Origin of the sequence: Achromobacter spanius (assembly GCF_039673305.1) — a bacterium.
In the GTDB taxonomy this organism is placed as follows: domain Bacteria; phylum Pseudomonadota; class Gammaproteobacteria; order Burkholderiales; family Burkholderiaceae_B; genus Achromobacter; species Achromobacter spanius_F.
On the sequence record NZ_JBDJLJ010000053.1, the window covers coordinates 14,376 to 39,815 of the forward strand.

At 66.1% G+C, this 25,440-nt stretch carries 19 protein-coding genes; 6 read left to right on the forward strand and 13 right to left on the reverse strand.

Annotated features, from left to right (window positions below; translation table 11 throughout):
- Positions 1–40: 40 nt before the first annotated feature.
- From ABE485_RS25740 to gtdA, 7 genes are read right to left on the reverse strand one after another with little or no spacing between them, the layout of a single operon-like run.
- Entirely contained in the window at positions 41–1,264 is a 1,224-nt protein-coding gene (locus tag ABE485_RS25740) for a 3-hydroxybenzoate 6-monooxygenase (protein WP_346518077.1), read from the reverse strand.
- Between the two features lie 18 nt (positions 1,265–1,282).
- Complete coding sequence (locus tag ABE485_RS25745; RefSeq protein ID WP_346518078.1) at positions 1,283–2,635, reverse strand: FAD-dependent oxidoreductase; 1,353 nt, start codon at positions 2,633–2,635, stop codon at positions 1,283–1,285.
- Positions 2,636–2,687: 52 nt separating this feature from the next.
- Positions 2,688–3,704: a Bug family tripartite tricarboxylate transporter substrate binding protein gene (locus ABE485_RS25750; RefSeq protein ID WP_430795467.1), complete on the reverse strand. Its 1,017-nt coding sequence runs from the start codon at positions 3,702–3,704 to the stop codon at positions 2,688–2,690.
- Positions 3,697–4,077, reverse strand: a complete 381-nt coding sequence (locus ABE485_RS25755; RefSeq protein ID WP_346518079.1) for a chorismate mutase — start codon at positions 4,075–4,077, stop codon at positions 3,697–3,699. The genes ABE485_RS25750 and ABE485_RS25755 overlap by 8 nt, the downstream gene beginning before the upstream one ends.
- Positions 4,074–4,712, reverse strand: a complete 639-nt coding sequence (gene maiA, locus ABE485_RS25760) for a maleylacetoacetate isomerase (RefSeq protein ID WP_346518080.1) — start codon at positions 4,710–4,712, stop codon at positions 4,074–4,076. The genes ABE485_RS25755 and maiA overlap by 4 nt, the downstream gene beginning before the upstream one ends.
- Before the next feature lie 15 nt (positions 4,713–4,727).
- The gene (locus ABE485_RS25765; RefSeq protein WP_346518081.1) at positions 4,728–5,426 is read right to left on the reverse strand and encodes a fumarylacetoacetate hydrolase family protein; all 699 of its coding nucleotides are present in this window, start codon (positions 5,424–5,426) and stop codon (positions 4,728–4,730) included.
- Between the two features lie 54 nt (positions 5,427–5,480).
- On the reverse strand, positions 5,481–6,548 hold the full coding sequence (gene gtdA, locus ABE485_RS25770; RefSeq protein ID WP_346518082.1) for a gentisate 1,2-dioxygenase: 1,068 nt from the start codon (positions 6,546–6,548) through the stop codon (positions 5,481–5,483).
- A gap of 181 nt (positions 6,549–6,729) precedes the next feature.
- Here gtdA and ABE485_RS25775 point away from each other — a divergent pair, with 181 nt between their 5' ends.
- The gene (locus ABE485_RS25775; RefSeq protein ID WP_346518083.1) at positions 6,730–7,665 is read left to right on the forward strand and encodes a LysR family transcriptional regulator; all 936 of its coding nucleotides are present in this window, start codon (positions 6,730–6,732) and stop codon (positions 7,663–7,665) included.
- A complete protein-coding gene (locus ABE485_RS25780) occupies positions 7,662–8,210 on the forward strand; it encodes a hypothetical protein (RefSeq protein WP_346518084.1) in 549 nt (182 codons plus the stop codon). The genes ABE485_RS25775 and ABE485_RS25780 overlap by 4 nt, the downstream gene beginning before the upstream one ends.
- Before the next feature lie 103 nt (positions 8,211–8,313).
- On the opposite strand, the gene ABE485_RS25785 is transcribed toward ABE485_RS25780, so the two are convergent.
- The 6 genes from ABE485_RS25785 to ABE485_RS25810 all read right to left on the reverse strand — a co-directional run bounded on the left by ABE485_RS25785 (position 8,314) and on the right by ABE485_RS25810 (position 19,671).
- Positions 8,314–9,492, reverse strand: a complete 1,179-nt coding sequence (locus ABE485_RS25785) for a type VI immunity family protein (protein ID WP_346518085.1) — start codon at positions 9,490–9,492, stop codon at positions 8,314–8,316.
- The gene (locus tag ABE485_RS25790) at positions 9,489–10,817 is read right to left on the reverse strand and encodes a VRR-NUC domain-containing protein (protein WP_346518086.1); all 1,329 of its coding nucleotides are present in this window, start codon (positions 10,815–10,817) and stop codon (positions 9,489–9,491) included. Before ABE485_RS25790 ends, ABE485_RS25785 begins: the two co-directional genes overlap by 4 nt.
- A gap of 3 nt (positions 10,818–10,820) precedes the next feature.
- Positions 10,821–13,427 carry a type VI secretion system Vgr family protein gene (locus ABE485_RS25795; protein ID WP_346518087.1) on the reverse strand — a complete coding sequence of 869 codons (2,607 nt, stop codon included), beginning with the start codon at positions 13,425–13,427 and terminating at the stop codon, positions 10,821–10,823.
- A 258-nt stretch (positions 13,428–13,685) separates the two neighbouring features.
- Positions 13,686–15,164, reverse strand: a complete 1,479-nt coding sequence (locus ABE485_RS25800; protein ID WP_346518096.1) for an efflux transporter outer membrane subunit — start codon at positions 15,162–15,164, stop codon at positions 13,686–13,688.
- 72 nt (positions 15,165–15,236) lie between these two features.
- Positions 15,237–18,452, reverse strand: coding sequence for an efflux RND transporter permease subunit (locus tag ABE485_RS25805; protein ID WP_346518088.1), 3,216 nt, complete (start codon positions 18,450–18,452; stop codon positions 15,237–15,239).
- A 25-nt stretch (positions 18,453–18,477) separates the two neighbouring features.
- Positions 18,478–19,671 carry an efflux RND transporter periplasmic adaptor subunit gene (locus tag ABE485_RS25810; RefSeq protein ID WP_346518089.1) on the reverse strand — a complete coding sequence of 398 codons (1,194 nt, stop codon included), beginning with the start codon at positions 19,669–19,671 and terminating at the stop codon, positions 18,478–18,480.
- 388 nt (positions 19,672–20,059) lie between these two features.
- On the opposite strand from ABE485_RS25810, the gene ABE485_RS25815 reads away from it, so the two are divergent.
- From ABE485_RS25815 to ABE485_RS25830, 4 genes are all read left to right on the forward strand, one after another.
- On the forward strand, positions 20,060–21,127 hold the full coding sequence (locus ABE485_RS25815; protein ID WP_346518090.1) for a LysR family transcriptional regulator: 1,068 nt from the start codon (positions 20,060–20,062) through the stop codon (positions 21,125–21,127).
- 157 nt (positions 21,128–21,284) lie between these two features.
- Positions 21,285–22,394 (forward strand): AI-2E family transporter, encoded by a 1,110-nt coding sequence (locus tag ABE485_RS25820; protein ID WP_346518091.1) that lies wholly within the window; start codon positions 21,285–21,287, stop codon positions 22,392–22,394.
- Between the two features lie 200 nt (positions 22,395–22,594).
- Complete coding sequence (locus tag ABE485_RS25825) at positions 22,595–23,365, forward strand: phytanoyl-CoA dioxygenase family protein (RefSeq protein ID WP_346518092.1); 771 nt, start codon at positions 22,595–22,597, stop codon at positions 23,363–23,365.
- 144 nt (positions 23,366–23,509) lie between these two features.
- On the forward strand, positions 23,510–24,337 hold the full coding sequence (locus ABE485_RS25830; RefSeq protein WP_346518093.1) for an IclR family transcriptional regulator: 828 nt from the start codon (positions 23,510–23,512) through the stop codon (positions 24,335–24,337).
- Positions 24,338–25,440: the final 1,103 nt, after the last annotated feature.

The window sequence follows — 25,440 nt, forward strand, 5'->3', positions numbered from 1 at the left end:
GCGAAGTCTTCGCCAGGCGGCGTTTTTTCTGCAACGTTGTCTACTGCGCCATGCCTCCCGCGAGGCAGTTTTCCACCTTCCAGCCATACAGCCACTGCAATGCATCGTAGAACTGGGATTGGCTGCGTCCCGTCCACAGCATGTTGCGCACGGTGCGCTCCACGCCCCGCGCATGATAGAGCCTGCCCATCTCGCGCGTGGACCACACCACGCGCGCGCTGCGCGGAATGCGGACCGATTCGTACAGCCGGAAGGCCGCGGGCAGGTCGTGGTCGCACTGCCTGACCGCCTCGCCCAGCGTCACCGCGTCTTCCAGCGCCATGCAGGCGCCCTGGGCCATGTACTGCGTCATGGGATGCGCGGCGTCGCCCAGGATGGTCGCGCGGCCCTGGCCCCACCGTTCCACGGGTTCGCGGTCGGCGGTCGCCCAGCGCTTCCAGGAGGTCGGGCGGTCCAGCATCTGGTGCGGCGTCGGGTGGATGCCCTGGAAGTAGGACAGCACCTCTTCCTTGCTGCCCTCGCGCACGCCCCACTCTTCCTGCTCGCGGCTGTGGAAGGTGACGACCAGGTTGTACTGCTGGCCGCCGCGCAGCGGGTAGTGCACCAGGTGGCAGTGCGGGCCGGCCCACAGCACCGGCGCGTTGATGCGCAGTTCCTCGGGCATGTTGTCGCGTTCGACCACGGCGCGGTAGACGACGTGCCCGGTGACGCGGGCGGGGTCGCCCACCATGCGTTCGCGGATCACGGACTTGACGCCATCGGCGCCCACCACGGCGTCGGCGCGGTAACGGTTGCCTTGCGTGTCGACGACCTCCACGCCGTGCTCGTCCTGCGACATGCTGGCGATCTGGGTGGACGTGCGGAAGCGGATCAGCGGGTCCTGCTGCACGGCCTCCAGGATGGACAGGTGGATGTCGGCGCGGTGGATCACCGCGTAGGGGCCGCCGAAGCGCGCCCGGAAGGCCTCGCCGGTATCGATGCGCACGACCTCTTTGGCGTCCACCGCGTCCATCATGATGATGTGGTCGGTGAAGACGGCGCGCTCGCGGGCCGTGCGGCCCACGCCCAGGGCGTCCAGCGCCGCGAAGGCGTTGGGCCCGAGCTGGATGCCCGCGCCGATTTCGCCGATGTGCGCGGCCTGTTCCAGCAATTGCACGGCGATGCCCTGGCGGGTCAGCGCCAGCGCGGCGGCCAGGCCGCCGATGCCGCCGCCCACGACGATCACGGTTTGCGTTTTCGGTTTTGCAGCCAGTTGGGTAGTCATGTCGGAATCTCGCGCGGATCAGTCTTGGCCGCCCAGGAAGGCGCCCTGTTTCTTGAGTTGCGCCTGGAGCGCGGGAATGGAGACGTCGGCGGGTGCGATGCCCGCGCGCAGCGCCATCGCGGACGCCGTGCCCGCGGCTTCGCCCATGACGAAGCAGCTGCCGCTGACGCGCGCGGCCGACTGGCCTTCGTGCGTCATGGACGCGCAGCGGCCCGCCACCAGCACGTTGTCCGCGACGCCGGGGCCGCGCTTGGGCACCATCATGCGGAACGGTAACTGGTTATAGCCGCGCGATTCGGGGATGGGCGGCCATATCCATTGCACGTCGCCCGCCGTATGCATTTCCAGCGGCCAGCCGTTCACGCCGATACTGTCCGGAAAATCCGCGCAGCCCAGGACGTCTTCCTTGCTGAGAACGGCTTCGCCTACGATGCGGCGGGTCTCGCGAATGCCGAGCTGCGGCGCGATGTCCAGCACGTAGGCCTGTTCGAAGCCCGGCACCTTGGCGCGCAGGAACGCCAGATAATTCATGATCTGCCGGCGGCCTTCGAGTTCGCCCGCCGACAGCGAATCGGCGTCGGTGCCGTCCGCCGCGCTGCCGTCCGCGTTGGCCAGCTGCGTTACGTTGACCCGCCATTCGTAGTCGTGTTTTTGCGGGCGCACGATGGCGCCCCGGCGCGGGAAGGTGAATTCGCCGCTGGCCGCGGCCTGGTCCATCAACTGGGGGATGGTCTTCCAGGCTTCCTGCGCGCGGGCGCCGTCGACGTTGCCCACCTTGAACATCAGGGTGGGATAAAGCATGTGGCCTTGCGCGTCGCCCTTTTCAAAAGGCAACCCGCCCCACTGGGCGATGTCGGCGTCGCCCGAGCAGTCGATGAAGACCTTGGCGCGCACCGCGCAGCGGCCGGACTTGGTTTCCAGGAACAGCGCGTCCACGCGGCCCTGCGCGTCTCGGGCGAGGCCCGTCGCCAGCGCATGGAACAGCACCTGTGCGCCGCTGTCCTGCACCAGGCCGTCGGCTGCGCACTTGAAGGCCGAGATGTCGTAGGCCTGCGCGTGGATCTTGCCCAGGATCAGATGCGGATCGTTCAGGCCGTCCATCGCGCGCATGCGGTCAAGCAGATCGTCGGTCATGCCGTGCACCACCTGGCGGATGTCGCCGTGGATGTTGGCGTGCAGCCCGCAGAAGTTGGAAACGCCGGCGGCGGTTCCCATGCCGCCCAGGAAGCCGTAGCGTTCCACGAGCAGCACGCTGGCGCCATTGCGCGCCGCGCTGGCTGCCGCCAGCACGCCGGCCGGGCCGCCGCCCAGCACGACGACCTCGTATTCGCCGTACAACGGGACCTGGCGGGCGGGTTCGGTGATGACCATCTGACTCTCCTTGCTTGTTGCTTTCGGCGCGCGGCGCGGCCGCGCGTCGTTCTTACTGGCCCTTGATGCCCAGCTTCTTGATCAGGGGCTCCCAGCGCTTCAACTCTTCATCCATGTAGCCGCGGAATTCGGCGGGCGTGTCGCCGACCGGATCCATGAACTGCGCCTGCAGCCGCTTGGCGACCTCGGGGTCGCGGATGGCCTGGATGAGCGCGTCCGACAGCTTCTTCTGCACGTCGGCCGGGGCCTTGGACGACACCACGAAACCGATCCATGCCGACCCTTCGATGCCCTGCACGCCGACTTCGGCCAGGGTCGGGATTTCGGGCAGCAGCGTGGAACGCTTGGACGACGTGACCGCCAGCGCCTTCAGGCGGCCGTCTTTCACCATGGGCATGACCGCGATGGGCGGCAGCGCGGCAAACTGGGTGTCGCCCGACAGCAGCGACGTCAGCGCGGCCGGCGACGACGGGTAGGGAACGTGGGTGGCGCGCGCGCCGATCTGCTGCAGCAGCAGCTCGACCGCCAGGTGCGACACGGTGCCGGCGCCCGGCGACGGGAAGTTGTACTTGTCCGGGTTCTTCTTCAGCGCATCCAGCAATTGGCCGATGCTGGAAATGCCCGCGGAGGCCGGCACCACCAGCACGTTCGGCTGGTGCACGGCCAGCGTCAGCGGCGACAGGTCGGTGGCGGGCGCGTAGGGCAGCTTGTCGAACAGCAGCGTGTTGTTCACCAGCGGACCGGTGATCGACACGCCGAAGGTGTAGCCGTCGGGCTTGGCATTGGCGATGGCGTAGGTGCCGATGTTGCCGCTGGCGCCCGGCTTGTTTTCGATCACGATGGTCTGGCCCAGGATCGCGCCAGCCTTCTCGCCGACGATGCGGGCGACCTGGTCGGGGCTGGAGCCCGGGCCGAACGGCACCACGGCCTTGAGCGGCTGGGTGGGCCACGCGTCCGCGGCGGTGGCCGCGGCCAGCGGGGCCAGCGCGGCAAGGCCCAGGGCCGCCGCGCGGATGGCAAAGCGGCGCGCCATCGCGCGGCCGGGCTGCAGGGTCGAAGAATCAGGCATGCGTGTCTCCCACGTCCTTCATGGTGTCGAAATAGGTTTGTTCGTTGGCGATGAAAGCGGCCACCATCGCGCGGTAGGTGGCGTCCACCACTTGTTCCAGGTTGGCGAAGCCCTGATTGTGGCGTTGCGCAAGCTGCCTGGCCTTCTCGAAGACCTGGGCCTGGCGCGCGGGCGCGCTGACCTGGAAGGCGTCGCGCTTGAAGCGCGCGGCATCCTTCACGTACATGGCGCGCTCGGCGATCAGCCGGACGATGTCGTCGTCCAGCCGGTCGATGTTGGCGCGCACGTCGGCCAGGTTGGTGCACAGGGGGCGGTAGGCGGGGTCGGTGTATTCGCGCAGCGGCGCGCCCTGGGTGTCGGGTTCTTTGCTCACTTGGTGTAATCCGGTTGCTGGGCGGGCGCGGCCTGCTGGAAGGCGGGCTGCGCGTTGCAGTGTTCAAAAATGCGCAGGACGCGCGGATAGCCGGACAGGTCGCAGCCCATGCGCTGCGCGTTGGCCACCTGCGGCACCAGGCAGCAGTCCGCCAGCGTGGGCGCGTCGCCAAAGCAATACGCACCATGGCCGTGGCGGGCCAGCAGCGCTTCGACGGCGGTCAGCCCTTCGCGGATCCAGTGGTGGTACCAGGCGTTCTTCTGTTCGTCGCTGGCGCCCAGCACTTCCTGCAGGTAGCGCAGGATGCGCATGTTGTTGACGGGGTGGATATCGCAGGAGACGGCGTCGGAAAGTTCCAGCACGCGCGCGCGCGCCAGCGTGTCGGCCGGGATCAGGCGCGGCTCGGGATGGGTGGCGTCCAGGTAGTCGATGATGGCGAGCGACTGCGAAAGCTGCGTGTCGCCGTCGATCAGCAGGGGCACGCCCGCGGAGGGATTCATGGCCACATAGTCCGGCGCGCGCTGCTCCTGCTTGCGCAGGTTCACGGGCAGATACTCATAGGACAGGCCCTTGAGCGCGAGCGCGATGCGCACGCGGTAGGAGGTGGAACTGTTGAAGAAGCTGTGGAGTTGCATGCGTTTTTTCCCCGCTCAGACCATCTGCACGCTGAGCGTGCCCAACCCGTCGACGCCGCCCACCATCTTGTCGCCGCGCACCACCGGGCCGACGCCTTCGGGCGTGCCCGTGTAGATCAGGTCGCCGGCTTCCAGGCGGAAGTACTTCGACAGGTAGGCGATGGTTTCGGCGATGGACCAGATCAGCTTGCCGATGTCGCTGCGCTGCTTGTCGGCGCCGTTGACCTGCAGCCAGATACCGGCCTTTTCGATGCCGTTCATCGATTGCGCGGGATGCAGCGGGCCGATGGGCGCGCTCAGGTCGAAGGCCTTGCCCAGTTCCCACGGGCGGCCCGCTTCGCGCATCTTCATCTGAAGGTCGCGGCGGGTCATGTCCAGGCCGACGGCGTAGCCCCATACGTGCTGCAGGGCCTCTTCGACCGGGATGTTGGCGCCGCCCTTGCCGATGGCCGCGACCAGTTCGATTTCGTAGTGCAGGTTCGCGGTTTCGGGCGGGTAGGGCAGGGACAGCGTGGTGCCTTCCACCACGGGCACGACGGCATCGGCGGGCTTGCAGAAGAAGAACGGCGGTTCGCGGTCGGGGTCGAAGCCCATTTCACGGGCGTGGGCGGCGTAGTTGCGGCCGACGCAGTAGACACGGCGGACCGGAAAGCTGTCCTGGCTGCCGGCGACGGGCACGGCGACGGGAGCGGTGGGAGCAAACACAAAAGACATGGATCACCCTTTGAAGGCGGGAGGGAAATTCGGAATGCGAAGGGACGCGGCGATTCAGCCGATGCGCTCTTCGCGCCACAGGCCCAGCGCGGCCTGCACCGGGCGGTCGGAATAGCTGAAGAGCGTGGCGTCTTCCAGCGCGGCCAGCTGCACGGGCATCCAGGACGGCGCCACGAAGACGTCGCGCGGTCCGAAGTGGAATTCCTGGTCGCCGATGCGCGCGGTGCCGCGGCCCTCGACCACGCTGTAGACCGTGGAGTCCGTCGTGCGCGTGGTTTTGCCCTGGAAGCCGGCGGGCAGGAATTGCATGAAGGTGGCCATCGTCGGCATCGGGTAGCCGCCCGTGGCCGGGTTCAGGTAGCGCAGCTTGACGCCGTCCCAGGGATCGAGCTCGCCGTGGCGGTAGAGTTCATCCAGGGCCTCGCGGCTGCGTTCGTAGGGATAGTTGAAGATCGGCGAGTTGCCGCTGGACACCTGATGGCGCACGGGCGCCATGTTGTGGCCGAAGCGCGCCATGCTGTCGCCTTCGGGGCGCGTGACGGGCTGGGTGGCCGACGGGTAGTTTTCGGCGAAGCCCACGTCCAGGAAGCGCAGCAGCGGGATGTCCAGGCCGTCCAGCCAGACCACGGGTTCGCCGCCTTCGACCGTTTCGGCGTTGCCGTGGTCGTGCCAGGTCCAGGACGGCGTGATGATGAAGTCGCCGGGGTGCATGGTGGTGCGTTCGCCGTTGACCGCGGTGTAGGCGCCGCGGCCTTCAACGATGAAGCGCAAGGCCGACTGCGTGTGGCGGTGGCTGGGCGCGATTTCGCCGGGCAGGATGAGCTGCAGGCCGGCGTACAGGCTTTGCGTGATGCTGGCCTGGCCGGGCAGGCCGGGGTTTTCCAGGATCAGCACGCGGCGCACGGCCTCTTCGGCGGTGATCAGGGACCCCGACGCCATGACGTCGTCGCGCACGTCGTCGTATTTCCAGATGGCGGGAATGCAGCGGGGCGCAGGCTGTCGCGGCACCAGGTTGTGCAGCGACTCCCACAGGGGCGCCATGTGCTTTTTGGCGATGCGCGCGTAGTAGAGGGCGCGGTCCGAGGCAGCGCTGTCCGCGCCGGTGGGGTGACCGTCGTGCATGGTTGTCTCCGGTATGTCCGGCTGGCGCCGGCTTCTACGGGCGGCCGCCGCGTGGGATCGCGGCTGGTCCTGATATGGAGACGATTATGCGAGAGCAGCTATGCAGTTTGAAATGAAATTATCTTATTATCCATACAAATAAAAACATACCTACGAGACAACCCCCACCACGAGGGCCTGCATGGACTGGACCCACCGCCTGCGGCTGCGCAATCTGAAGATGCTGCTCAGCCTGGCCCAGACCCGCAATATCAGCCATTCGGCCGCGATGCTCAATACGACGCAGCCGGGCCTGTCGAAATGGCTGAAGGATCTGGAAGACGATATCGGACTGCCACTGTTTGAGCGCCATGCGCGCGGCCTGCGCCCGACGCCGCATGGCGACGTGCTGATCGCGCACGCCCAGCGTGTCGAGTCGCAGCTCGACCGCGCCAGCGCGGACATGGCCGCGCTGCGCGAGGGCGGCGGCGGACGCGTGGTGATCGGCGCGTCGGGCGCGTCGGCGTCCGACACGGTGCCGCTGGCGGTGATGAAGCTGCTGGAACGCATGCCGCAGGCGCGGGTGAAGCTGGTGGAAGGCACGACGGACCGCCTGCTGGCGCAGCTGGCGCAAGGCGACCTGGACATCGTGGTGGGGCGTTCCGCGCCCGAGCACCACGACCCGGCCATCCGCTTCGAGGCCCTTTACCTGGAGCCCATCCACCTGGTGGCGCGGCCCCGGCATCCGCTGTTCGCGGTCGAGCAGCCAAGCTGGCAGGACCTGCTGTCCTACCGCTGGATCCTGTGGCCCAAGGGCACGCCCATCCGCAACGCGGTGGACGCGGCGCTGGCCGCGGCCGGGCAGGCGCCGCCGGCGGACCATATCGAGTCGAATTCGGTCACGGTCAATCTCACGCTCATCAACAACAGCGACATGATCGGCGTGGCCTCGCACCGCGCGGCGCTGCGGTTTTCGCAGATGCGGGCGATGCGCATCATCCCGGTGCGGCTGTCGGGCTTCGGGTCGGTGGCGATGTACTGGCGCGAGGACGGGTTCCGGCCGGTGGCGGTGCAGGAGGCGATGGCGGCGCTGCGCAATACGGTGGCCGAGCACGCGCCGGGAGCGGCGCGGCTGTGACGGTCCCTCCCGCCTCCGGCCTGAACGCCCTGATCGAGCAGTGCCGCAGGCTGGAAACGGCGCTGGACTATGGCGAGAATCCTGCTTCATCGTCGGCGATGCACCGCTTCGTGGCGGAGATGGACGCGGGGCGCGCGCCGCCGGGGATGTGGTCGCCGCTGGTGCTGGCGGTGCTGGTGATGGCGGGCGGGTTGGGGGTGGGGATCGAGGTCTTGAGCCTGCTGCTGCGGATCGCCGGGTCGGCGATGGCGGCATTTGCGCTGGTGGCGGTCTGCGCGGCGACCGCATTGGGGCTGGCGATCGGGGTGGTGATGCTGATGGCGGGACGGGCGGGAGGGCTCGTGCTGTTGAAATGGTTGTCGATCGGGCTCGCAATCGTGGGCGCTTTCGGGATCATCGCCTGGACCCAGGGGGATGTGAGAGCCGTGGGGCCGGTGGTGGCGGTGGTCGGCGGGTTGGGGGCGTGGCTGGTGATGAATAGCGCGGCGTTTTATGTGTTCGTGGGATATCGGATGGCTTTGCGGTGCCTGGCGCATAAGACGTAGCGGTCCTATCACCGCAGGCCGTTCGCGTTGCGCAAGTCGTGCCGCAAGGTTTTGGGGCAAGGGAAAGGCTCGATCGGCGGGGCGGTGTGCTGACCTTCGCGACCTAGAGCGGTTTGATCAAACGCCACGTCACCGCTTGTCCGTTCACTTCCGGCAGCGGGACATTGTGGGTGAAGGTCTGTCTACCCTGCGAGGGATCCTGCTCGCAGACCCAGACGCCTGGCCAGGGGGTGGGAGTACCCGACATCATGCGCACGAAATGCCGCTCGCTTGCGACGTCCTTGCGGGACTCGTCAATCACATCCCGGGTTTCTTCCGGCGTATCGAAGCGGCGCAGCCAGAGGTTGCTGGTCAGGGGATTGAAACGGACCTCGCCGGCGATCGAGCCGTAGTGCAGCGATCCAATATCCTTCACCCTGAGGGTGCGAATCGCGCGATTCACCTTCACATAGAGTTCGGGACGCGGGTCCACCTGTGCCTTGCCCAGCGCCGGCCAGTCGCCCGCCCGGATGGCGGTTCCTCCTTCGTAAGAGAGCAGTGCGATGCGATCGTCGTCCAGCGAGGCCTTCAGCGCTTCGGGTGTTCCCAGCGTTGCTACCCAGTGATGGGCGAGGAAGGTGTACCAGTTGAGATTGGCGTAGCCGTCCCGCCACGCTTCATTTCCAGTGGGGCCACAAACATCGACGCCTCTGTAGGCCCAGGCGGTCTCGCATTCGGCGGGTTGGTGATCTTCCCAGTCATGGCATTCCTGGATTCCCAATCCTGCTGCGCCATGGAGAGGACGAAGCAGTGCGCAGCACTTCAGCAGGAAGTCCTCGAACTTTGACTTGCCTTCTCCGTGAAGCTCTTCCACCGGCAAGTAGATTCGTACGGTGGTAAAGGTCTTGTGGACTTTCTCAAACCAGCCCGCAGGTGAATAAACACCAAACAGATAATCACTGGCATGTCCAAGGCTCAGCCGAGACATGCAGTCGAATTCAACGACATCCATCGGACTGGTATTCACGATGTAGTCAAGATACGACTCGCAGGGCATTTTCGAGAAAGGGCGAACGACCATGCGCTTATCTTCACGATACCCTCCCTTCAGCTTGCCGCCATAGAGCTCGTGATATAGAGAGAAGGCCTCCGCAATGCCTTTTCGGCGGTTCGGTTGATAGGCATCCATGAGGTGAAAAATGGCGACCACCCCCACTTGCAGTACCGGCAGGGTGATGTTGTCTTCATCCATGAAAGTGAAGTACCAGCGTTCGGCGTCGAACTCGCTAAAGAAATCGGTCATTTCTTGGTCTCTGGGGCATCTGGCCAGAACAGATAGTGCTGTTCGATGCGAGGTTGATAGCGTTGGCTGGCCTCCCAGTCCCGATAGGCTTCCAACTTGCGTTGTTGTTCAGGGGACGGCTTGGGCGCTGAGCTACCGTCTTCGGCGTTCGCGTAGGCCATGCTTGCGCCTGCTGCCGCGCCCGTTCCTCCTGCGAAACGGGCCCACTCGATCAGACGGCCGTAGCGGACAACCTGGTGGCCCGCCCGCGCGGTCAATACGGCTTCCGACGTAGCACTTCCGCTTGCCGCCGGCGCGACGGCTGAGCCCAATGCGGCTCCGCCTACGATAACGAAGGGAGCGATGAGGGAAAGCTCAACCTGCGCGCGAGCCCGAGCAGATCGCGCATTGGCCTCTCGCATATCGGGGCTTGCGCGCATTACAGGTGTTCCCGGCGGCGGCGGTTTGACTTCGAGGACTTGGCGGGCGGCCTGATGCTCTGCGTCAACCAGGCCCACGACCAGCCCATGTGGATCTGCCGAGGCGCGCAAGGGTAGGGATATAACCTGGGAAACCGGCTTATAGACGGGTTCCTTTTGCGCCGCGGTCATCCACTCGCGACGCTGACGCCTGTCTGCCTTATCGCATCGCCCGGTATGGAGCAATCGAAACTTGAGCTTGTCGCCCGCGATTTTTTCATATGATTTCTTTTGGTCCTTAGAAAGCGAGTCTTCTCCAAACTTCATCTCAATCACACTAGCCAGATTCGGCTGGCTGTATTGAGGCTTGCCCCCCATCGTATGGTTTATCACCCTCACGACATCAGGAATCCGCAACAGTCCCTTCTGCCCCACCTGAAGGTCCTGCCAGATTCCACGGTCCGCATTCGAAGGCAGCGGCATGTCTATCATTTGCTCCAGCTCATCCAGGCCCAACAGGTCCACAACGACTTCAACGCTGCTGTACTCCGGAAACTGATGGCTGCTTATCCGTTTGTACTGGGACAACGGAAAGGAACTGGGCCGATGAGGGTGTTTCCTGCTCATGATGGGGGCAGGGGGCGATTGCGTCATGTCGTAGCCCACTTCGGCGCAATAGGGCCAGCGGTACTCAAACAGTTCGTTATCCGCCCGGATCAACAGCGCGACGGTGCGCTGGTACATGGGCGCCCCGTCGCCGGCACGCTTGTAGGGATTGGCGCCGGCGTACCGGGCCTTTTCGCAGAGGTACCAAAGATCGAGGGGGTTGGTGACCGGCAGCACTTCACCCGAGACGTCGCGCTTGGTGGAACTACTTCTACTGCCGTTCGGGTTCTTCCGGCTTGTGCGGGGGGACGGGGAAGCCATGTTTCAGTCTTCCTCCTTGGACGGGTTGCGAAGAAAGTCCAACGAATGGCCGTCTGTGCCGTCCCAGTAGCCGGCCTCCAGATGCAACAGGTCATCCGGGTCGGGCAGGGCTGACACTTCCAAAGGCTCTGGTTGGTCGCTGGTGACAATCTGCGTGCGGCCCTGCTCGTCGGTACGGCCACGCAGGATGCCGCCGCTGGCGCGGACGATCTCGTAGGCATGATCCGGCAGGATCTCGTTCGTCTCGGCATCGCGCAGTACGAACTGTTCCTGGAAAGGGCCAGGTAGTCCCGTAAATTTCCCCAAATTGGGAGCCAGGGTAGCGGGGCCGGTGAATTCGTGGCCCGTCGCCTTGACCGTGAAGCTGCCGGGCATGCCTATCTCGACGTTGCCGCCGGCCATTTTGATGTAAGCGCCACCGCACAACAGCGTGATGTGTTCTTCGGCGGATACCGTGACATGGTGGTTGTTGGCACGAATCTCCACGCTTTTGTCTGCTTCGATCTGGATGTCGTTGTGCTGGGCCTGCAACTGCATCTGCCCGGTATGGGCGATGTGGCGCATGTCGCCGCGTTCGGCGAAGGTCCCAAGTCCGTTGCCTGCATTGATCACGATGCGCTCACCAGCGGTGAGCTGCAGGTTGCGCTGCGCTGCTGCGTCGAGATGTTTGCCTGCGCCAAAGACGATCGACTGCGGTGTGCCGGCGGCGATCCCGGCCGGGGCGGACAGGGCGATGATGGGTTCGGTGCCCGCGCCCATGCCCGCGTCGCTGGCCTGGTCATTCGCGCCATGGCCCAGGTTTCGCACCGCTTCCGTGAGACCCTGGCGCGGTTCGGGGTCAAGGGCAATGCCCTGATGGTCGGCCGCATAGTCCCCGAGGCTGCGGGCCAGCTTCAGCGCCGATTCGAGCGCGGCCACCACGTCGGCGCGGTCCAACTGGCCGCCACGGGCATTCGCCTGGGCCTCGGCGGTGAGCAGCAGGCCCTGGGCCGCCCGCAATGCGCCGTGCTGGTCTGTGCGCAGCTCGAAGCCTTCGCCGCGGGGAGCGCCACCGTCCGGGCGGGGACGGGTCAGGTAGCCCAGGTGCAGATGACTGGCGCCGTGGTCGCTCATCAGCGCCGCGCTGATTTCGCGCGTGGTGTCGTCGATGCGCAGCTCGCTTGCGCGTTGCCCTTTGTGCTCTTTGCTCTTGATGACACTCAGGATGTTGTGGCGCGGCAACTCGTAGGGGGGCTGTTGCACGGCGTTGTAGGTGCGGCCCGTGATGATCGGCTGGTCCGGATCCCCGTTGAAGAAATCCACGATGACTTCCTGGCCTATGCGTGGGACCGCCATGTGGCCCCAACGTGCGCCGGCCCAATTTTGGGCGACCCGGATCCAACACGAACTGTGGTCGTTGTGCCGGTCTTCGCGGTCCCACGGAAATTGGACTTTGACTCGGCCCCATTCGTCGCAGAAGATCTCTTCGCCGGGCGGACCAACGACCGTGGCTTCCTGCGGGCCATCCATTCGCGGGCGAGGCAGCGGATCGGCTCGCCACTCGACGTGATCGGGAACCAGTTCGGCGGAGTAGCTGTAATGGACACCCTGTTGGGTGTCGGCGCCATCTTCGGCCTGGCTGGTGTGCTGGACGCCGTGATGATGCATGCGCACGGTTCGCCAGCCTCGGTTCATGTCGTCGCGGGGATGGCCGATCAGGTCAAAGGCCAGCCCTGGCACCAGACGCGGGTCGTCCCCTTCAGTCTGGGCCACGTGGCTGTCTCGGCGATGACCGCGCAGGCGATTCTCGGCAATGGGCTGTCCCATCTCGTCTTTCTTCGCGCGGGCCGGGTAGTCGTAGCGTTCGTAGTCCTGGCCCTGATGGTCGAGATCCGTGCCCCGGCTTTGGATCTCATGGGAATACTGCGGGTGTTTGAAGGTGTAATCGCGCTGAACCTGGCGCGCGCTACGTACATGTTCGGTGTAGGAGAATCGGCGCAGCGCCGGTTCGGGCTGGTCGCCGCCAGGCTGAGGGTTGTAGAGCACAGGTCCGCCCTCGATGACACCGTGAATGTAAAGGCGGTCGCTGTGTATCAAGCGGTGGCCATCGGCACGGTGCATGAACGCGAAATTGAAGCCTTCCTCGCGCAGGATGCGCTCCAGAAAGTCGTAGTCGGTGTCGCCAGCCTGCACGCAGTATTCGCGTGGCAGATGCTCGTTGGTGATGATCTGTTCGTAATTCCGCGTCAGGTGATGCGCCTTGAGCACGGCCTCGGTGATCTGCGGAACGGAGAGGGTCTGGAAGATGCGCCAATCGGAACTGAGCCTGAGCCGGGCCATGGGAGGCTCGACGACAGCCTGGTAACGGGTGCGTCTGAAGCCGGTTTCCCCTTGAGTGAAGGAGGAAATGACGCCAGAGCAGTACCGTACGGGTTGGTCTGCGCGCCAGATCGTAAGCGTCGCCGGTTGGTCCAGTACTTGGCCGAAGGCGATGGACGGATGGGCGCTGGCCAGATTCAGTTCAAGGCGGAAGGGCTCGCTGAGCGCTTCCTTGAGGTCGAATTCCACGACCTCAAAGTCATGACCGCCGTTGACCGAAAAGGAGAAACGCAGTTCGGATTTCCACGCCATGCTGATGCACTCCCGGCAGCTCCAGGTTGAACGCTGTCGCCGTTGACGGTGACACGTCCCTCGGGGCCGGATAGTGTGCGATACGGGCGGTGAATGGAATCAGAACTTTCTGATAAGCCTGCGCGGTCGTGCGGCTTGTCCTGCCGGTTGCGCGCGGCGTGTTGCGTCTGGCGTGTCGGTTGGTGACGGCCTCTGTCGGGTGTCAGGCACCGGAGCATTGCGCCCCGGTGACACGCTGTCGTTCGTCTTGCTTCGTCGTTACTTCGCCGCCACCTTCTCCGCCGGCACCGGATTGTCCCAGCCGCCGCCGATGGCGCGGATCAGGCCCACGGCCGAACGGGCTTGTTCGCCGTTCAGCTGGACCGAGACGCGCTGTTGCAGCAGGACGCTGCGGTCGGCTTCGATGACGTCCAGGAAGCTGATGGAGCCTTCGCGGTACTGCGTGTGCGAGAGCTTCGCGGCGCGGGCGGCGGCGTCTACCGCCGCGTCCTGGGCCTTGGTCTGGTCGGCCAGGATGCGCAGGTTGGCCAGGTTGTCTTCCACTTCGCGGAACGCGTTGAGCACCGTTTGGCGGTAGACGGCGACGTCTTCCTCGTAGACGGCGCGGGCGCGATCCAGGCCGGCCTGGCGGCGGCCGCCGTCGAAGATGGGCATGGACAGGGCGGCGCCGACCAGCGGACCCAAGAGGAACGTGCGGCTGGACCACTGGAACAGGTTGCCCAGGTCCGAGGACTCGTAGCCGAAGGCGCCGGTGATGTCCAGGCGCGGGAAGAACGCGGACTTGGCGGCGCCGACGCGGGCGTTGGCGGCGGCCATGGCGCGTTCGGCGGCGGCGATGTCGGGGCGGCGTTCCAGCAGCGTGGACGGCAGGCCGGCCGGGATCGACAGCGCGACCTTTTCGATGGGCTGCGGCGGCATGGTGAAGTCCGACGGCGCACGGCCCAGCAGCACGGCCAGCGCGTGTTCGGCGGTGGCGCGGCGGCGGTCGATGCCCAGGGCCTCGGATTGCGCGGAGGCCAGTTCGGCCTTGGCGCGCGCCAGGTCCAGTTCGCTGATGTCGCCGGCGTCGTAGCGGCGCTGGATGAGTTGCAGCGTGTCCGTGCGCAGCTTGACGGTCTGGTGGTACAGGCGCGATTCGGCGTCCTGTTCGCGGACCAGGAAGTAGGTCGTGGCGACGTCGGCCTGCAGGGCCAGTAGCACCGAGCGGTAGAGCGCCTCGCTTTGCTGGGCGTCGGCGGTGGCGGCGTCGACGGTGGAGGCGACGCGGCCGAACAGGTCGGCCTCGTACGACACCGTGCCCTGCGCGCGCCAGGTGGTCACGGGCGAGGTGGACGTGCCGTCGGGCAGCCCTTGCGACACGGCCGACGGGCGCTGGCGGTTGGGGCCGAAGCCGGCGTCCAGGCTGGGGAAAAAGCCCGAGCGGGCTTCGCGCTGCAGCGCGCGGGCCTGGGTCAGGCGCGCGGCGGCCGCCTGCAGGTCCTGGTTGGCGCGCTGGGCTTCTTCTTCAAGCTGGTTCAGGCCTGCGTCGCCGAACACCTCCCACCAGGCGCCGCGCAGCATTGCTTCGGACGGCTCGGCGGGCTTCCAGGTGCCGGCTTCGGAGGCGGGCAGGGCGGCTTCCTTGAAGGCCGCCGGCGTGGCGGCCGCGGGCCGTTCGTAGGTCGGGCCCACCGCGCAGCCGGCCAGCACGAGCAGCAGGGCAAGCAGGGCGGAACCGCGGGTCAGTCTTTTGATCATCATGACTTTTCTCTTTGGCGCGCGTCCCGTCTTGCTGGACGGGACGCGCAGGCTTCTCTTCTGTCTGCCGGCCTAGGCGTTGTGCTGCGTGGCGGGCGGCGCGTTCGGATCGATGTGCGGCATGCACACGGGCGCTTCATGCGGCGCGGCGGAGTGCAGCTTCTTGCCGCCGATGGAGCGCAGCAGCACGTAGAACACCGGCGTGAGGAACAGGCCGAACAGGGTCACGCCCAGCATGCCGAAGAACACGGCGACACCCATGGCGTGGCGCATTTCCGAACCCGCGCCCGACGACAACACCAGCGGCACCACGCCCATGATGAACGCGATGGACGTCATCAGGATGGGGCGCAGGCGCAGGCGGCTGGCCTCGATGGCGGCTTCGAGCGGCGTGCGGCCGTTCATTTCCAGTTCGCGGGCGAATTCCACGATCAGGATCGCGTTCTTCGCCGACAGCCCCACCAGCACCATCAGGCCGATCTGCGTGAAGATGTTGTTGTCGTTGCCGGTCAGGTAGACGCCGGTCAGCGCCGCCAGGATGCTCATCGGCACGATCAGGATCACGGCCAGCGGCAGGGTCAGGCTTTCGTACAGCGCGGCCAGCACCAGGAACACCAGCAGCACGCTGATCGGGAACACCCACAGGCCGGCGTTGCCCGCCAGGATCTGCTGGTACGTCAGGTCGGTCCATTCGAACTTCACGCCGCGCGGCAGCGTTTCCGCGGCGACGCGCTCGGCCGCGGCCTGCGCCTGGTCGGACGAGTAGCCAGGGGCCGGTCCGCCGTTGATGTCGGCGGCGGTGTAGCCGTTGTAGCGCACCACCATTTCCGGGCCGAAAGTCTGCTTGACCGTCACCAGCGACGACAGCGGCACCATGTCGCCCGCGGCGTTGCGGGTCTTGAGCTGCAGGATGTCGTCGGCATGCGCGCGGAACGGGGCGTCGGCCTGCGCACGCACCTGGAATACCCGGCCGAAGCGGTTGAAGTCGTTGACGTACATGGAGCCCAGGTAGATCTGCATGGTGTCGAAGACTTCGGTCACAGGCACGCCGAGCTGCTTGGCCTTCACGCGGTCCAGGTCGACGTCGAGCTGGGGCACGTTGATCTCGTAGCTGGAGAACGTGGGGCCCAGTTCCGGCGTCTGGCGCGCCTTTTCCAGGAAGGCCTGCTTGGCCTTGTCCAGTTCGGCATAGCCCAGCGCGGCGCGGTCTTCAAGCTGAAGCTTGAAGCCGCCCAGCGTGCCCAGGCCCATCACGGGCGGGGGCGGGAACACGGCGATGAACGAATCCTGGATGGACGCGAACTTCTGGTTGAGCGATGCCGCGATGGCGTTGCCCGACAGCTCGGCGCTCTTGCGCTCTTCGAAGGGCTTGAGCGTCACGAACACGATGCCGGCGCTGGAGCTGTTGGTGAAGCCGTTGATCGACAGGCCGGGGAAGGCGATGGCGGACTGCACGCCGGGTTCCTTCAGGGCGATGTCGCTCATGCGGCGGATCACGTCTTCCGTGCGGTCCAGCGAGGCGCCGTTGGGCAGCTGCGTGAAGCCGATCAGGTACTGCTTGTCCTGCGCGGGCACGAAGCCGCCGGGCACCAGGTAGGACACGCCGAGGGTCGCGGCCACCAGCACCGCGTATACGCCCATGGCGCCCGCCTTGCGGCGGATCACGTTGGCCACGCCCGTGCCGTAGGATTCGGACGCGCGGCCGAACATGTTGTTGAACCAGTTGAAGAAGCGGCCGAAGACGCGGTTCATGCCACGAGTGAGCCAGTCGGGCTTGTCGTGGTGGCTCTTGAGCAGCAGGGCCGACAGCGCGGGCGACAGGGTCAGCGAGTTGAATGCCGAGATCACCGTCGAGATGGCGATGGTCATGGCGAACTGCTTGTAGAACTGGCCGGTCAGGCCCGTCATGAAGGCCAGCGGCACGAATACGGCGCACAGCGTCAGCGCGATGGCGATGATGGGGCCGCTGACTTCGCGCATGGCGCGGTAGGTCGCGTCGCGTGGACTCAGCCCCGCCGCGATGTTGCGTTCGACGTTTTCCACCACCACGATGGCGTCGTCCACCACGATCCCGATGGCCAGCACCATCCCGAACAGCGACAGGGCGTTGATCGAATAGCCGAACACCAGCAGCAGCGCGAACGTACCCACGATGGACACGGGCACGGCCAGCAGCGGGATGATGGATGCGCGCCAGGTCTGCAGGAACAGGATCACCACCAGCACCACCAGCGCGATGGCTTCCAGCAGCGTGTGCACCACGGCCTCGATACTGGACCGCACGAACTGGGTGGGGTCGTATTCGATGCGGTATTCGACGCCCGGCGGGAAGTCCTGCGCCAGTTCGGCCATGGCGGCGCGCACTTTGCTGGACACGTCCAGCGCGTTGGCGCCCGGCGACTGCATGATGCCCATGCCCACCGCCTGCTTGTTGTCCAGCAGCGAGCGCAGACCGTATTCCTGCGCATCCAGCTCCACGCGGGCCACGTCGGACAGGTGCGTCACGGCGCCGTCAGGCGAGGTCTTCAGGATGATGTCGCGGAATTCCTCTTCGGTCTGCAGGCGGCCGCGCGCATTCACGTTCAGCTGCAGCGGCACGTCGCCCTGCGTGGGCGAGGCGCCGATCACGCCAGCCGCCACCTGCACGTTCTGCTCGCGGATCGCGGCGACGACTTCGGACGCGGTCATGCCGCGCTGCGCGACCTTCTGCGGGTCCAGCCAGACGCGCATGGAATAGTTGCCCGAGCCCCACACCGTGACTTCGCCGACGCCCGTGATGCGGGCCAGGCGGTCCTTGATGTTCAGGATCGAGTAGTTGCGCAGGTAGGTGATGTCGTAGCGGTCATTCGGCGAGATCAGGTGCACGACCAGCGTCAGCGTGGGCGAGCTCTTGGCCGTGGTCACGCCCAGGCGCTGCACGTCCGGCGGCAGGCGCGGCAGCGCCTGCGACACGCGGTTCTGCACCAGCTGCTGCGCCTTGTCCGGGTCCACGCCCAGCTTGAAGTTCACCGTCAGCGTCAGGTTGCCGTCGCTGTTGGCCTGCGACTGCATGTACAGCATGTCTTCCACGCCGTTGATGGATTCTTCCAGCGGCGAAGCGACGGTCTCGGCGATGACCTTGGGGTTGGCGCCCGGATACTGCGCGCGCACCACCACCGACGGCGGCACCACTTCCGGGTATTCGGAGATGGGCAGCTGGAACATGGCCAACAGGCCCGCCAGCAGCACCAGGATGGATAGCACGCCGGCGAAGATCGGCCGGTCGATGAAGAATTTCGAGATATTCATAAACGTTCTCGTTCGACGCGTCGGCTCAGTTCTGCGCCGAGGCGGTCTTGACCGGGTTGCGCTTGGCCGCAACCATGGGGACGACGGTCGGGGTCACGGCGTCGCCGGGGCGGATGCGCTGCAGGCCGTTGACGACGATGCGGTCGCCGGCCGCCAGGCCGGAATCGACCACGCGCAGGCCTTCCTGGTTGGCGCCCAGCTTCACCTGGCGGTACATGGCGTGGTTCTTGTCGTCCAGCACCAGCACGAAGCGCTTGTCCTGGTCGGTGCCGATGGCCCGTTCGTCGATCAGCACGGCTTCGCGCGGATCGCTGCCGCCCAGGCGGACGCGGGCGTACAGGCCGGGCAGGAGCGAGCCGTCGGCGTTGTCGAATTCGGCGCGCACGCGGATGGTGCCGGACGTGGCGTCCAGGCGGTTGTCCACCGATTGCACGACGCCCGTGCGCGAGTAGCCGTCCTCGTTGGCCAGGCCCAGTTCGACCGGCACCGCGCCGGCGCGGCCGTTGCGGGCGGGATTCACGTAGCGCAGGAAGGTTTGTTCGTCCACGTCGAACGATGCGTACATCTTCGACACCGACACCAGCGTGGTCAGCGGCACCGACGCGGCGCCGGCGGCCACCACGTTGCCCACCGTGACTTCGGCGCGCGACACGCGGCCGGCGACCGGCGCTTCGATGCGCGTGTAGCCCAGGTTGAGCTTGGCGTAGTCCAGCGCGGCCTGCGCGCCCTGCAGGTTGGCGGCGGCTTCGCGCGCGGCGTTCTGCTTTTCCTCGAAGTCGCGGCGGGCGATGGCGTTGTCGGTCAGGAGGCGCTGGCCGCGGGCCAGTTCCGACGCCGTGTAGGCGGCGCGGGCCTTGGCGGCGGTGAGGGCGGCGGCGGCGCGGTCCACCTCGGCCGCGTAGGGGCGCGGGTCGATGGTGAAGAGCACGTCGCCCTTCTTGACGATGCTGCCGTCCTGGAAGTGGACGGCGGTCAGGGTGCCGGACACGAGCGGGCGGATGTCGACACGGTCGATGGCTTCCAGGCGGCCCGAGTAGCGCTGCCAGTCGACGATGGTCTTGCTGACGACTTCGGCGACTTCAACGGGCGGCGCGGCGGGGGCGCCCTGCGCCATGGCGACGTTGCCGGCGGCGGGGCCGCGGGTGAGGGCATAGCCGCCGCCGGCCGCCAGCACGGCTGCAAATACGACGAGCACAGCAATACGATTACGCGAAACCATGATGTTTCCTTGAGTGGTTTTCAGGGGCGAAAGCGCGCTTGCCCAGGACCTGGGGCGGGAGGGCGGCGGCGCTGCGGGGATGCCAGTCCTAAGATTCCGGGGCTATATGGGTATGCTGCGGTGCAACATAATCCGAGGTCGCCTGTCCGGAGGCGGCGGGCGCCTGATCAGGGCGGGTCGCTGCGGGTTCGGAATCTGAGGATTGACATGCCCTTTGGTGGCGCCGGGCGGCAAGGGCACTTCAAGATGGTTTGCATTCTGAGTGTTTTGCGGGGCCGGATAAACCTGTCTATCTCGGCAACACTATTCGTACAGAATGACTAATCGGCGGCGAAATCGGGTTATGCTGCGTTCACCCCGACTTATTTGCCCAAAGGACACCCTTGCCATGGACCGTTTTCAGGCTATGCAGGTGTTTGTGCGCGTCGTGGACGCCAATAGCTTCACCCGGGCGGCCGACAGCCTATCGCTTCCGCGCACCACCGTCACCACCATCATCCAGAATCTCGAACGCCTGCTGGGCGTGCGCCTGCTCAACCGCACCACGCGCCGGATCGGCCTGACGCCCGACGGCGCGGGCTATTACCAGCACTGCGTGCGCATCCTGGCCGATGTCGAGGAAACCGAGGCCTGCTTCCAGGAAGCCGCCCTGCGCCTGAAGGGCCGGCTGCGCATCGACGTGCCGACCTGCATCGGACGCCTGATCCTGATTCCCTCATTGTGTGATTTCCACGACAAATACCCGGACGTCGAGCTGGTCCTGGGCCTGGGCGACCGTCCGGTCGACATGGTGCAGGAGGCCGTGGACTGCGTGATCCGCGCTGGCGACCTGGAAGACTCCAGCCTGGTCGCCCGCCGCATCGGCACCCTGCAGACCGTGACCTGCGCGTCGCCCACCTACGTGGCGCGCCACGGCATGCCGACGACGATCGAATCGTTGCGCGATCACCACGCCGTGCATTATTTCTCCAGCCGCACCGGCCGCAACTGCGCCTGGGACTTCAAGGTGGACGGCAAGCACCAGGAAGTGGACATGAAGGGCACGGTGGCCGTGAACGAAGCGGGCGCCTACCTGGATTGCGGCCTGAAAGGCTTTGGCCTGATCCAGACCGCGCGCTACATGGCGCTGCCCTATCTGCAGTCGGGCGAGCTGATCGAGATCCTGCCCCAGTGGAAGCCCAGCTCGACGGCGATTTCCGTGCTGTATCCGCAGAGCCGCCAGCTTTCGCCCAAGGTCCGCGCCTTTGCCGACTGGGTGGCCGAGCTGTTCGCGGGCTGCCCGCTGCTCAGCGGCCGCGACGAAACGGATCCGGCCGCCGCGTCCTGCGCCGTCTACCAGCGCAACCAGGGACAGACCGTCGCCGCGCAACCCACGATGCCGACCGTGCCGGCGCTGGCCGACATGCCGCCGCGCCGCCGCACCGCGCGCGAAGAGGCGGCCGAGTACGCCCTGTAAGCAGGGGGGGGCGCATGGCGGATTCCCCTGTCCGCCATGTGCTTTAAGCACGGGAAACCCCGTAGTAAATACAGCCCTTACGTCCCTCGTATCGCGTGAAACGTCTGTATAGTCCGACAGTCAAAGCCTACAACGCCCTTAACTGTCGATCCGCGCTATGCAGCCTGTTCTACCCGCTTACCTGATCGCCCGTTGGCTGTTGCTGCTTGTGCTGTTGGCGGGGGTTTACTTTCTTAGCGGATTCCTGGTTCCGGCCCTGGCGGCGCTGATCATCGGCCTGGCCAGCTGGCCGCTATACCAGCGTCTGGTCGTGCGCTGCGGCGGCCGCACGGCGGTGGCCGCTTCGCTGGCGCTGCTGGTGGTCATCGTGGTGCTGATCGTTCCGATGACGCTGGCGCTGTCCTATGCCATCAAGGAAGCCAGCGCATTTTTCGCCTGGGCCATCGCGGCCAATCGCCACGGGGTGGCGGTGCCGGCCTGGATCACGTCCATGCCCGTCGTGGGCGAACGGCTGGGGCAGTACTGGGAATCCTATATCGGTCAGCCCCACGCGCTGGGCGCGCTGGTCGAGGCCGTCAGCGGCGAACACCTGGGCAACATCTACCGCATGGTTCTGGCGGCCACGGGCAATGTGTTCCAGCTTCTGCTGACTGTCCTGTTCATGCTGATCACGCTGTTCTTCGTCTACAAAGACGGCATCCGCATGGTGGCCCAACTGGACGTGCTGGGCGAACGCATCCTGCCAGCGCGCTGGCAGCGCTTTTCGCGCGTGGTGCCGGCCACCATCAATTCCACCGTCACGGGCATGGGCCTGATCGCGCTGGGCGAAGGCCTGGTGTTGGGCATCGCCTACTGGGTGGCCGGGGTGCCGTCGCCGGTGCTGCTGGGCGTGGTCACCGGTTTCATGGCGCTGATCCCCGGCGGCGCGCCGCTGTCGTTCACGCTGGTGTCGCTGTACCTGGTGGGCTCCGGCCACGTGGTGGCGGGCATCGCGCTGATGGTCTGGGGCAGTGTTGAACTCTTCATCGTCGACAAGACCCTGCGCCCGCGCCTGGTGGGTGGCCCCGTGAAACTGCCATTCCTGCCCACGTTCTTCGGGCTGGTCGGAGGCGTGAAGACCATGGGCATCGTCGGGCTCTTCGTGGGCCCGGTGCTGATGGCGCTGCTGGTGGCGGTATGGCGTGAATGGGTGCACCATGAAGTGCAGGAGCGCGATGCTGCCCGCCTGAATCCGCCGGCCCGTCCCGAGAAAACGCCCGCCGCGTGACGTCCGCGCGGGCGGGTGGCTGGGCAGAGGTCAGGCGCCGCCCTTCGGATCCGATTGGCAAGGGCCAAGGCGATCAGCCGGCCGCCAGGCGCTCCCGCGGTTTTGGTAATCTAGCCGTCCCGCGTCACCGGCGCCTCGTCCGGTGCGCGCCTGCTCCGCATGCAGACGCGTCGCCTCCGCCGCGGGCTGTGAGGATCAAGATGTCCGGGTTACTGCCTGATGATCAGATAGCCGTCCTGCGCGAGCAGGGGTTCGTGGTGGCGCGCCAGTTCGCGGGCCCCGAGCAGGTGGCCGCGCTGCGCGCGCTGGCCGAACGCCATTTGCGCGATCACGTCGCGCCCATCGAATACGAAGCCGACCTGCGCTACCCGGGCGCGCCCGAATCGCGCGCCGCCGAAGGCGGGCTGACCGTGCGCCGCCTGCTCAGCGCCTATGCGCGCGATCCCCAGTTCGCCCAATGGGCCACCGACCCGCGCATCGGACTATGGCTGACGCGCTATTTCAATGAGACGCCGGTGCTGTCCACGGTGCATCACAATTGCGTGATGACCAAGCATCCCGCCTACGGCAGCCTGACCGGCTGGCACCAGGACATCCGCTACTGGTCGTTTTCCGACACGGACCTGGTGTCCTGTTGGCTGGCCCTGGGCACGGAGACGCGCGCCAACGGCGGGCTGTCGTTCATTCCGGGTTCGCATGCGGCTGCTTTCGCGCCCGAGCAGTTCGACGACAAGAAATTCTTCCGCGACGATGCGCCGCAGAACGCCGAATGGATCGCGCGCGCGGTCTGCCCGGACCTGGAGGCCGGCGACGTGGTCTTCTTCCATTGCCGCACGCTGCACGCGGCGCAGGGCAACAGCAGCGACCGCGTAAAACTGTCGGTGGTCCACACCTATCACCCGCAGTCCTGCCATCCGCTGCCGGGCACTCGGTCCGCCTCGCAGGCGGGGGTGCCGCTGGCGGGCGCTTAGGCGGACAAGTTATGAAAGTAATCGAAATCTGCTATTAGTGATTGAATTACAATTAAATCAAGCGCAATACGCGACATGAGGCCGGCAAATCCCGTGTCGCGTTGATTCTTGCGCCGCCTCCCTAGAACTCAATAGGCTGCCCCTGTGCGCAAATCATCCTCCGACGACACGGAAAATCCGCAGGCGCCGACCGAGACCCGGTCGTCGCTGTTCGTAGGCTCCACCGAAAAAGCCTTCCAGGTGCTGCATGCGTTCGACGGCTCCAAGCGCCACATGACCCTGGCCGACATCGCCCGCGCCTCGGGCCTGGACCGCAGCGCCACGCAGCGCCTGGTCTACACGCTGGAAACCCTGGGCTACCTGCGCCGCATTCCCGACACGCGCAATTACGGGCTGACGCCCAAGGTGCTGCAGTTTTCGTACAACTACGTGCGCGCGAATGAGCTGATCGACAAGGCGTCGCCCTATCTGCTGGACATCAGCCGGACGCTGGGCGAGACGACCAACCTGCAGGAACTGGACGGGCACGAGATCGTGTTCGTGGCGCGCTTTCCCGGCCATCACCTGGTCAATGTGGATATCGCGGTGGGCAGCCGCCTGCCGGCGTATTTCACGGCGTCCGGCACCGCGATCCTGTCGCGCCTGTCGGACGAGCACCGGCGCGAGATCCTGGCGCAGACCAGACTGGAAGCGATCACGCCCTATACGGAAGTGAACCCGGAGAAGTTGCTGGACCGGGTGCAGCGCGTGGCGGAAAAGGGCTACGCGATCATCGTGAACGAGACGGTGTTGGGGGATATTTCCGTTGCTGCGCCGGTGATCGATCATCGGGGGCTGGCGGTGGCGGCGATCAATATCTCGGTGCCTACGACTCGGTGGACGGTGGCGCGAGTGGAGGCTGAGCTGGCGCCGCATGTGCAGGTGGCGGCGACGTCGATTTCGAAGTCGAAGTTTTCGGCTTATTCGAGGTAGGTTGTTGCGTTCTTTCGTGATGTCGTGGGCTACGTACGTGATTTATCCGTGGTTGCTTGATATCGGTGTTCGTAGGTCTGTGTCGGATTTTTCGGAAGGCTGCTTCAGATCTTCGTAGGTCGCCCGTCGCCGCGGGCGCCGTGGCTGCGAGCGCCCACGATTGCGGTCCGGAGCGTTCGCTCCGGACTGCCCCGTCGTCATCCTCGTCCTCGCCTTCGGCGCCTCCTTCGGATTCCCTCGGGCGCATCGAGGTTGCTCGCAGCCACGGCGCCCGCGACGCCGGGCTACGCGGTTCTTGGCCTGCGGCGCTATAAGACCTGTGGTCAGGGCAGGGAATTTGCGTGGACGCCGATTGCGGCCGCGCGGGCGGCCACAATCGGCATAGGTTTGCTTGGTCGTTGCGAGGGTGATCGCTTGCGCGAATGCGGCGGTTGGCTTGCTGTTGGGGCTCGCGTCAGGGGTGGGGCGGTGATGGGCGGCGCGCGTCGACCAGCCGCCTCAGCTTGCCGACCGGTTACGCGCGCCGCCCATCCGGCACTGGAGTTGAAATCACGATTAATGGCGGTCTGCTCGTTGATGTTTTCTTGAGGTAGGCCGTTACATGCGAACGGGGCCTGACATCCGTGAGGCGGTCGCTCAAATTGAAGGCCATAGCGCTCGGGTGGGCAGCCACACGTGAAGCGTCATTACACCGGCGCAAGGTGTCGCGTAAGCCTCAATAGGCCGCCCGGGCGGCCTATTGAGGCGGGCATGGCAAGCCGATCTCGCGCGACCGCGCAGCGGCGGCATCAACCGCAAGACACCGCCAAAGCCCCCGAGGCCGCCCGCGCGGCCGACCAGGGGCAAGCCACGCAAGATCTTCCATAAGTCAAATAACAGCCGGCAAGAAGCCGACCAAAAAACACCCACACGCGAAGCGCCAGAGCAACGACGCAAGGCACCGCGTAAGCCCCCAAAGGCCGCCTGCGCGGCCGGCCGGGGGCGGGCCCCGCAAGATCTTCACCACCCCCAACCCGTGGCGAGAACCTTAAGAACCCTGCTCGTCGAAGCGTCCGTAAAGCTGAAGCCAAAGAAGCCCGGTGTGGCGTGGGTCTGGGGTGGGC

Excerpts from the sequence above, each read along its gene's own strand:
- ABE485_RS25810 (WP_346518089.1), bottom strand. The coding sequence starts at position 19,671 with ATGGTTTCGCGTAATCGTATTGCTGTGCTCGTCGTATTTGCAGCCGTG.
- ABE485_RS25785 (WP_346518085.1), bottom strand. The coding sequence starts at position 9,492 with ATGACCGATTTCTTTAGCGAGTTCGACGCCGAACGCTGGTACTTCACT.
- ABE485_RS25790 (WP_346518086.1), bottom strand. The coding sequence starts at position 10,817 with ATGGCTTCCCCGTCCCCCCGCACAAGCCGGAAGAACCCGAACGGCAGT.
- ABE485_RS25825 (WP_346518092.1), top strand. The coding sequence starts at position 22,595 with ATGTCCGGGTTACTGCCTGATGATCAGATAGCCGTCCTGCGCGAGCAG.
- ABE485_RS25750 (WP_430795467.1), bottom strand. The coding sequence starts at position 3,704 with ATGCCTGATTCTTCGACCCTGCAGCCCGGCCGCGCGATGGCGCGCCGC.
- maiA (WP_346518080.1), bottom strand. The coding sequence starts at position 4,712 with ATGCAACTCCACAGCTTCTTCAACAGTTCCACCTCCTACCGCGTGCGC.
- ABE485_RS25815 (WP_346518090.1), top strand. The coding sequence starts at position 20,060 with ATGGACCGTTTTCAGGCTATGCAGGTGTTTGTGCGCGTCGTGGACGCC.
- ABE485_RS25740 (WP_346518077.1), bottom strand. The coding sequence starts at position 1,264 with ATGACTACCCAACTGGCTGCAAAACCGAAAACGCAAACCGTGATCGTC.
- ABE485_RS25765 (WP_346518081.1), bottom strand. The coding sequence starts at position 5,426 with ATGTCTTTTGTGTTTGCTCCCACCGCTCCCGTCGCCGTGCCCGTCGCC.
- ABE485_RS25800 (WP_346518096.1), bottom strand. The coding sequence starts at position 15,164 with ATGATCAAAAGACTGACCCGCGGTTCCGCCCTGCTTGCCCTGCTGCTC.
- ABE485_RS25795 (WP_346518087.1), bottom strand. The coding sequence starts at position 13,427 with ATGGCGTGGAAATCCGAACTGCGTTTCTCCTTTTCGGTCAACGGCGGT.
- ABE485_RS25775 (WP_346518083.1), top strand. The coding sequence starts at position 6,730 with ATGGACTGGACCCACCGCCTGCGGCTGCGCAATCTGAAGATGCTGCTC.
- ABE485_RS25805 (WP_346518088.1), bottom strand. The coding sequence starts at position 18,452 with ATGAATATCTCGAAATTCTTCATCGACCGGCCGATCTTCGCCGGCGTG.
- ABE485_RS25820 (WP_346518091.1), top strand. The coding sequence starts at position 21,285 with ATGCAGCCTGTTCTACCCGCTTACCTGATCGCCCGTTGGCTGTTGCTG.
- gtdA (WP_346518082.1), bottom strand. The coding sequence starts at position 6,548 with ATGCACGACGGTCACCCCACCGGCGCGGACAGCGCTGCCTCGGACCGC.
- ABE485_RS25745 (WP_346518078.1), bottom strand. The coding sequence starts at position 2,635 with ATGGTCATCACCGAACCCGCCCGCCAGGTCCCGTTGTACGGCGAATAC.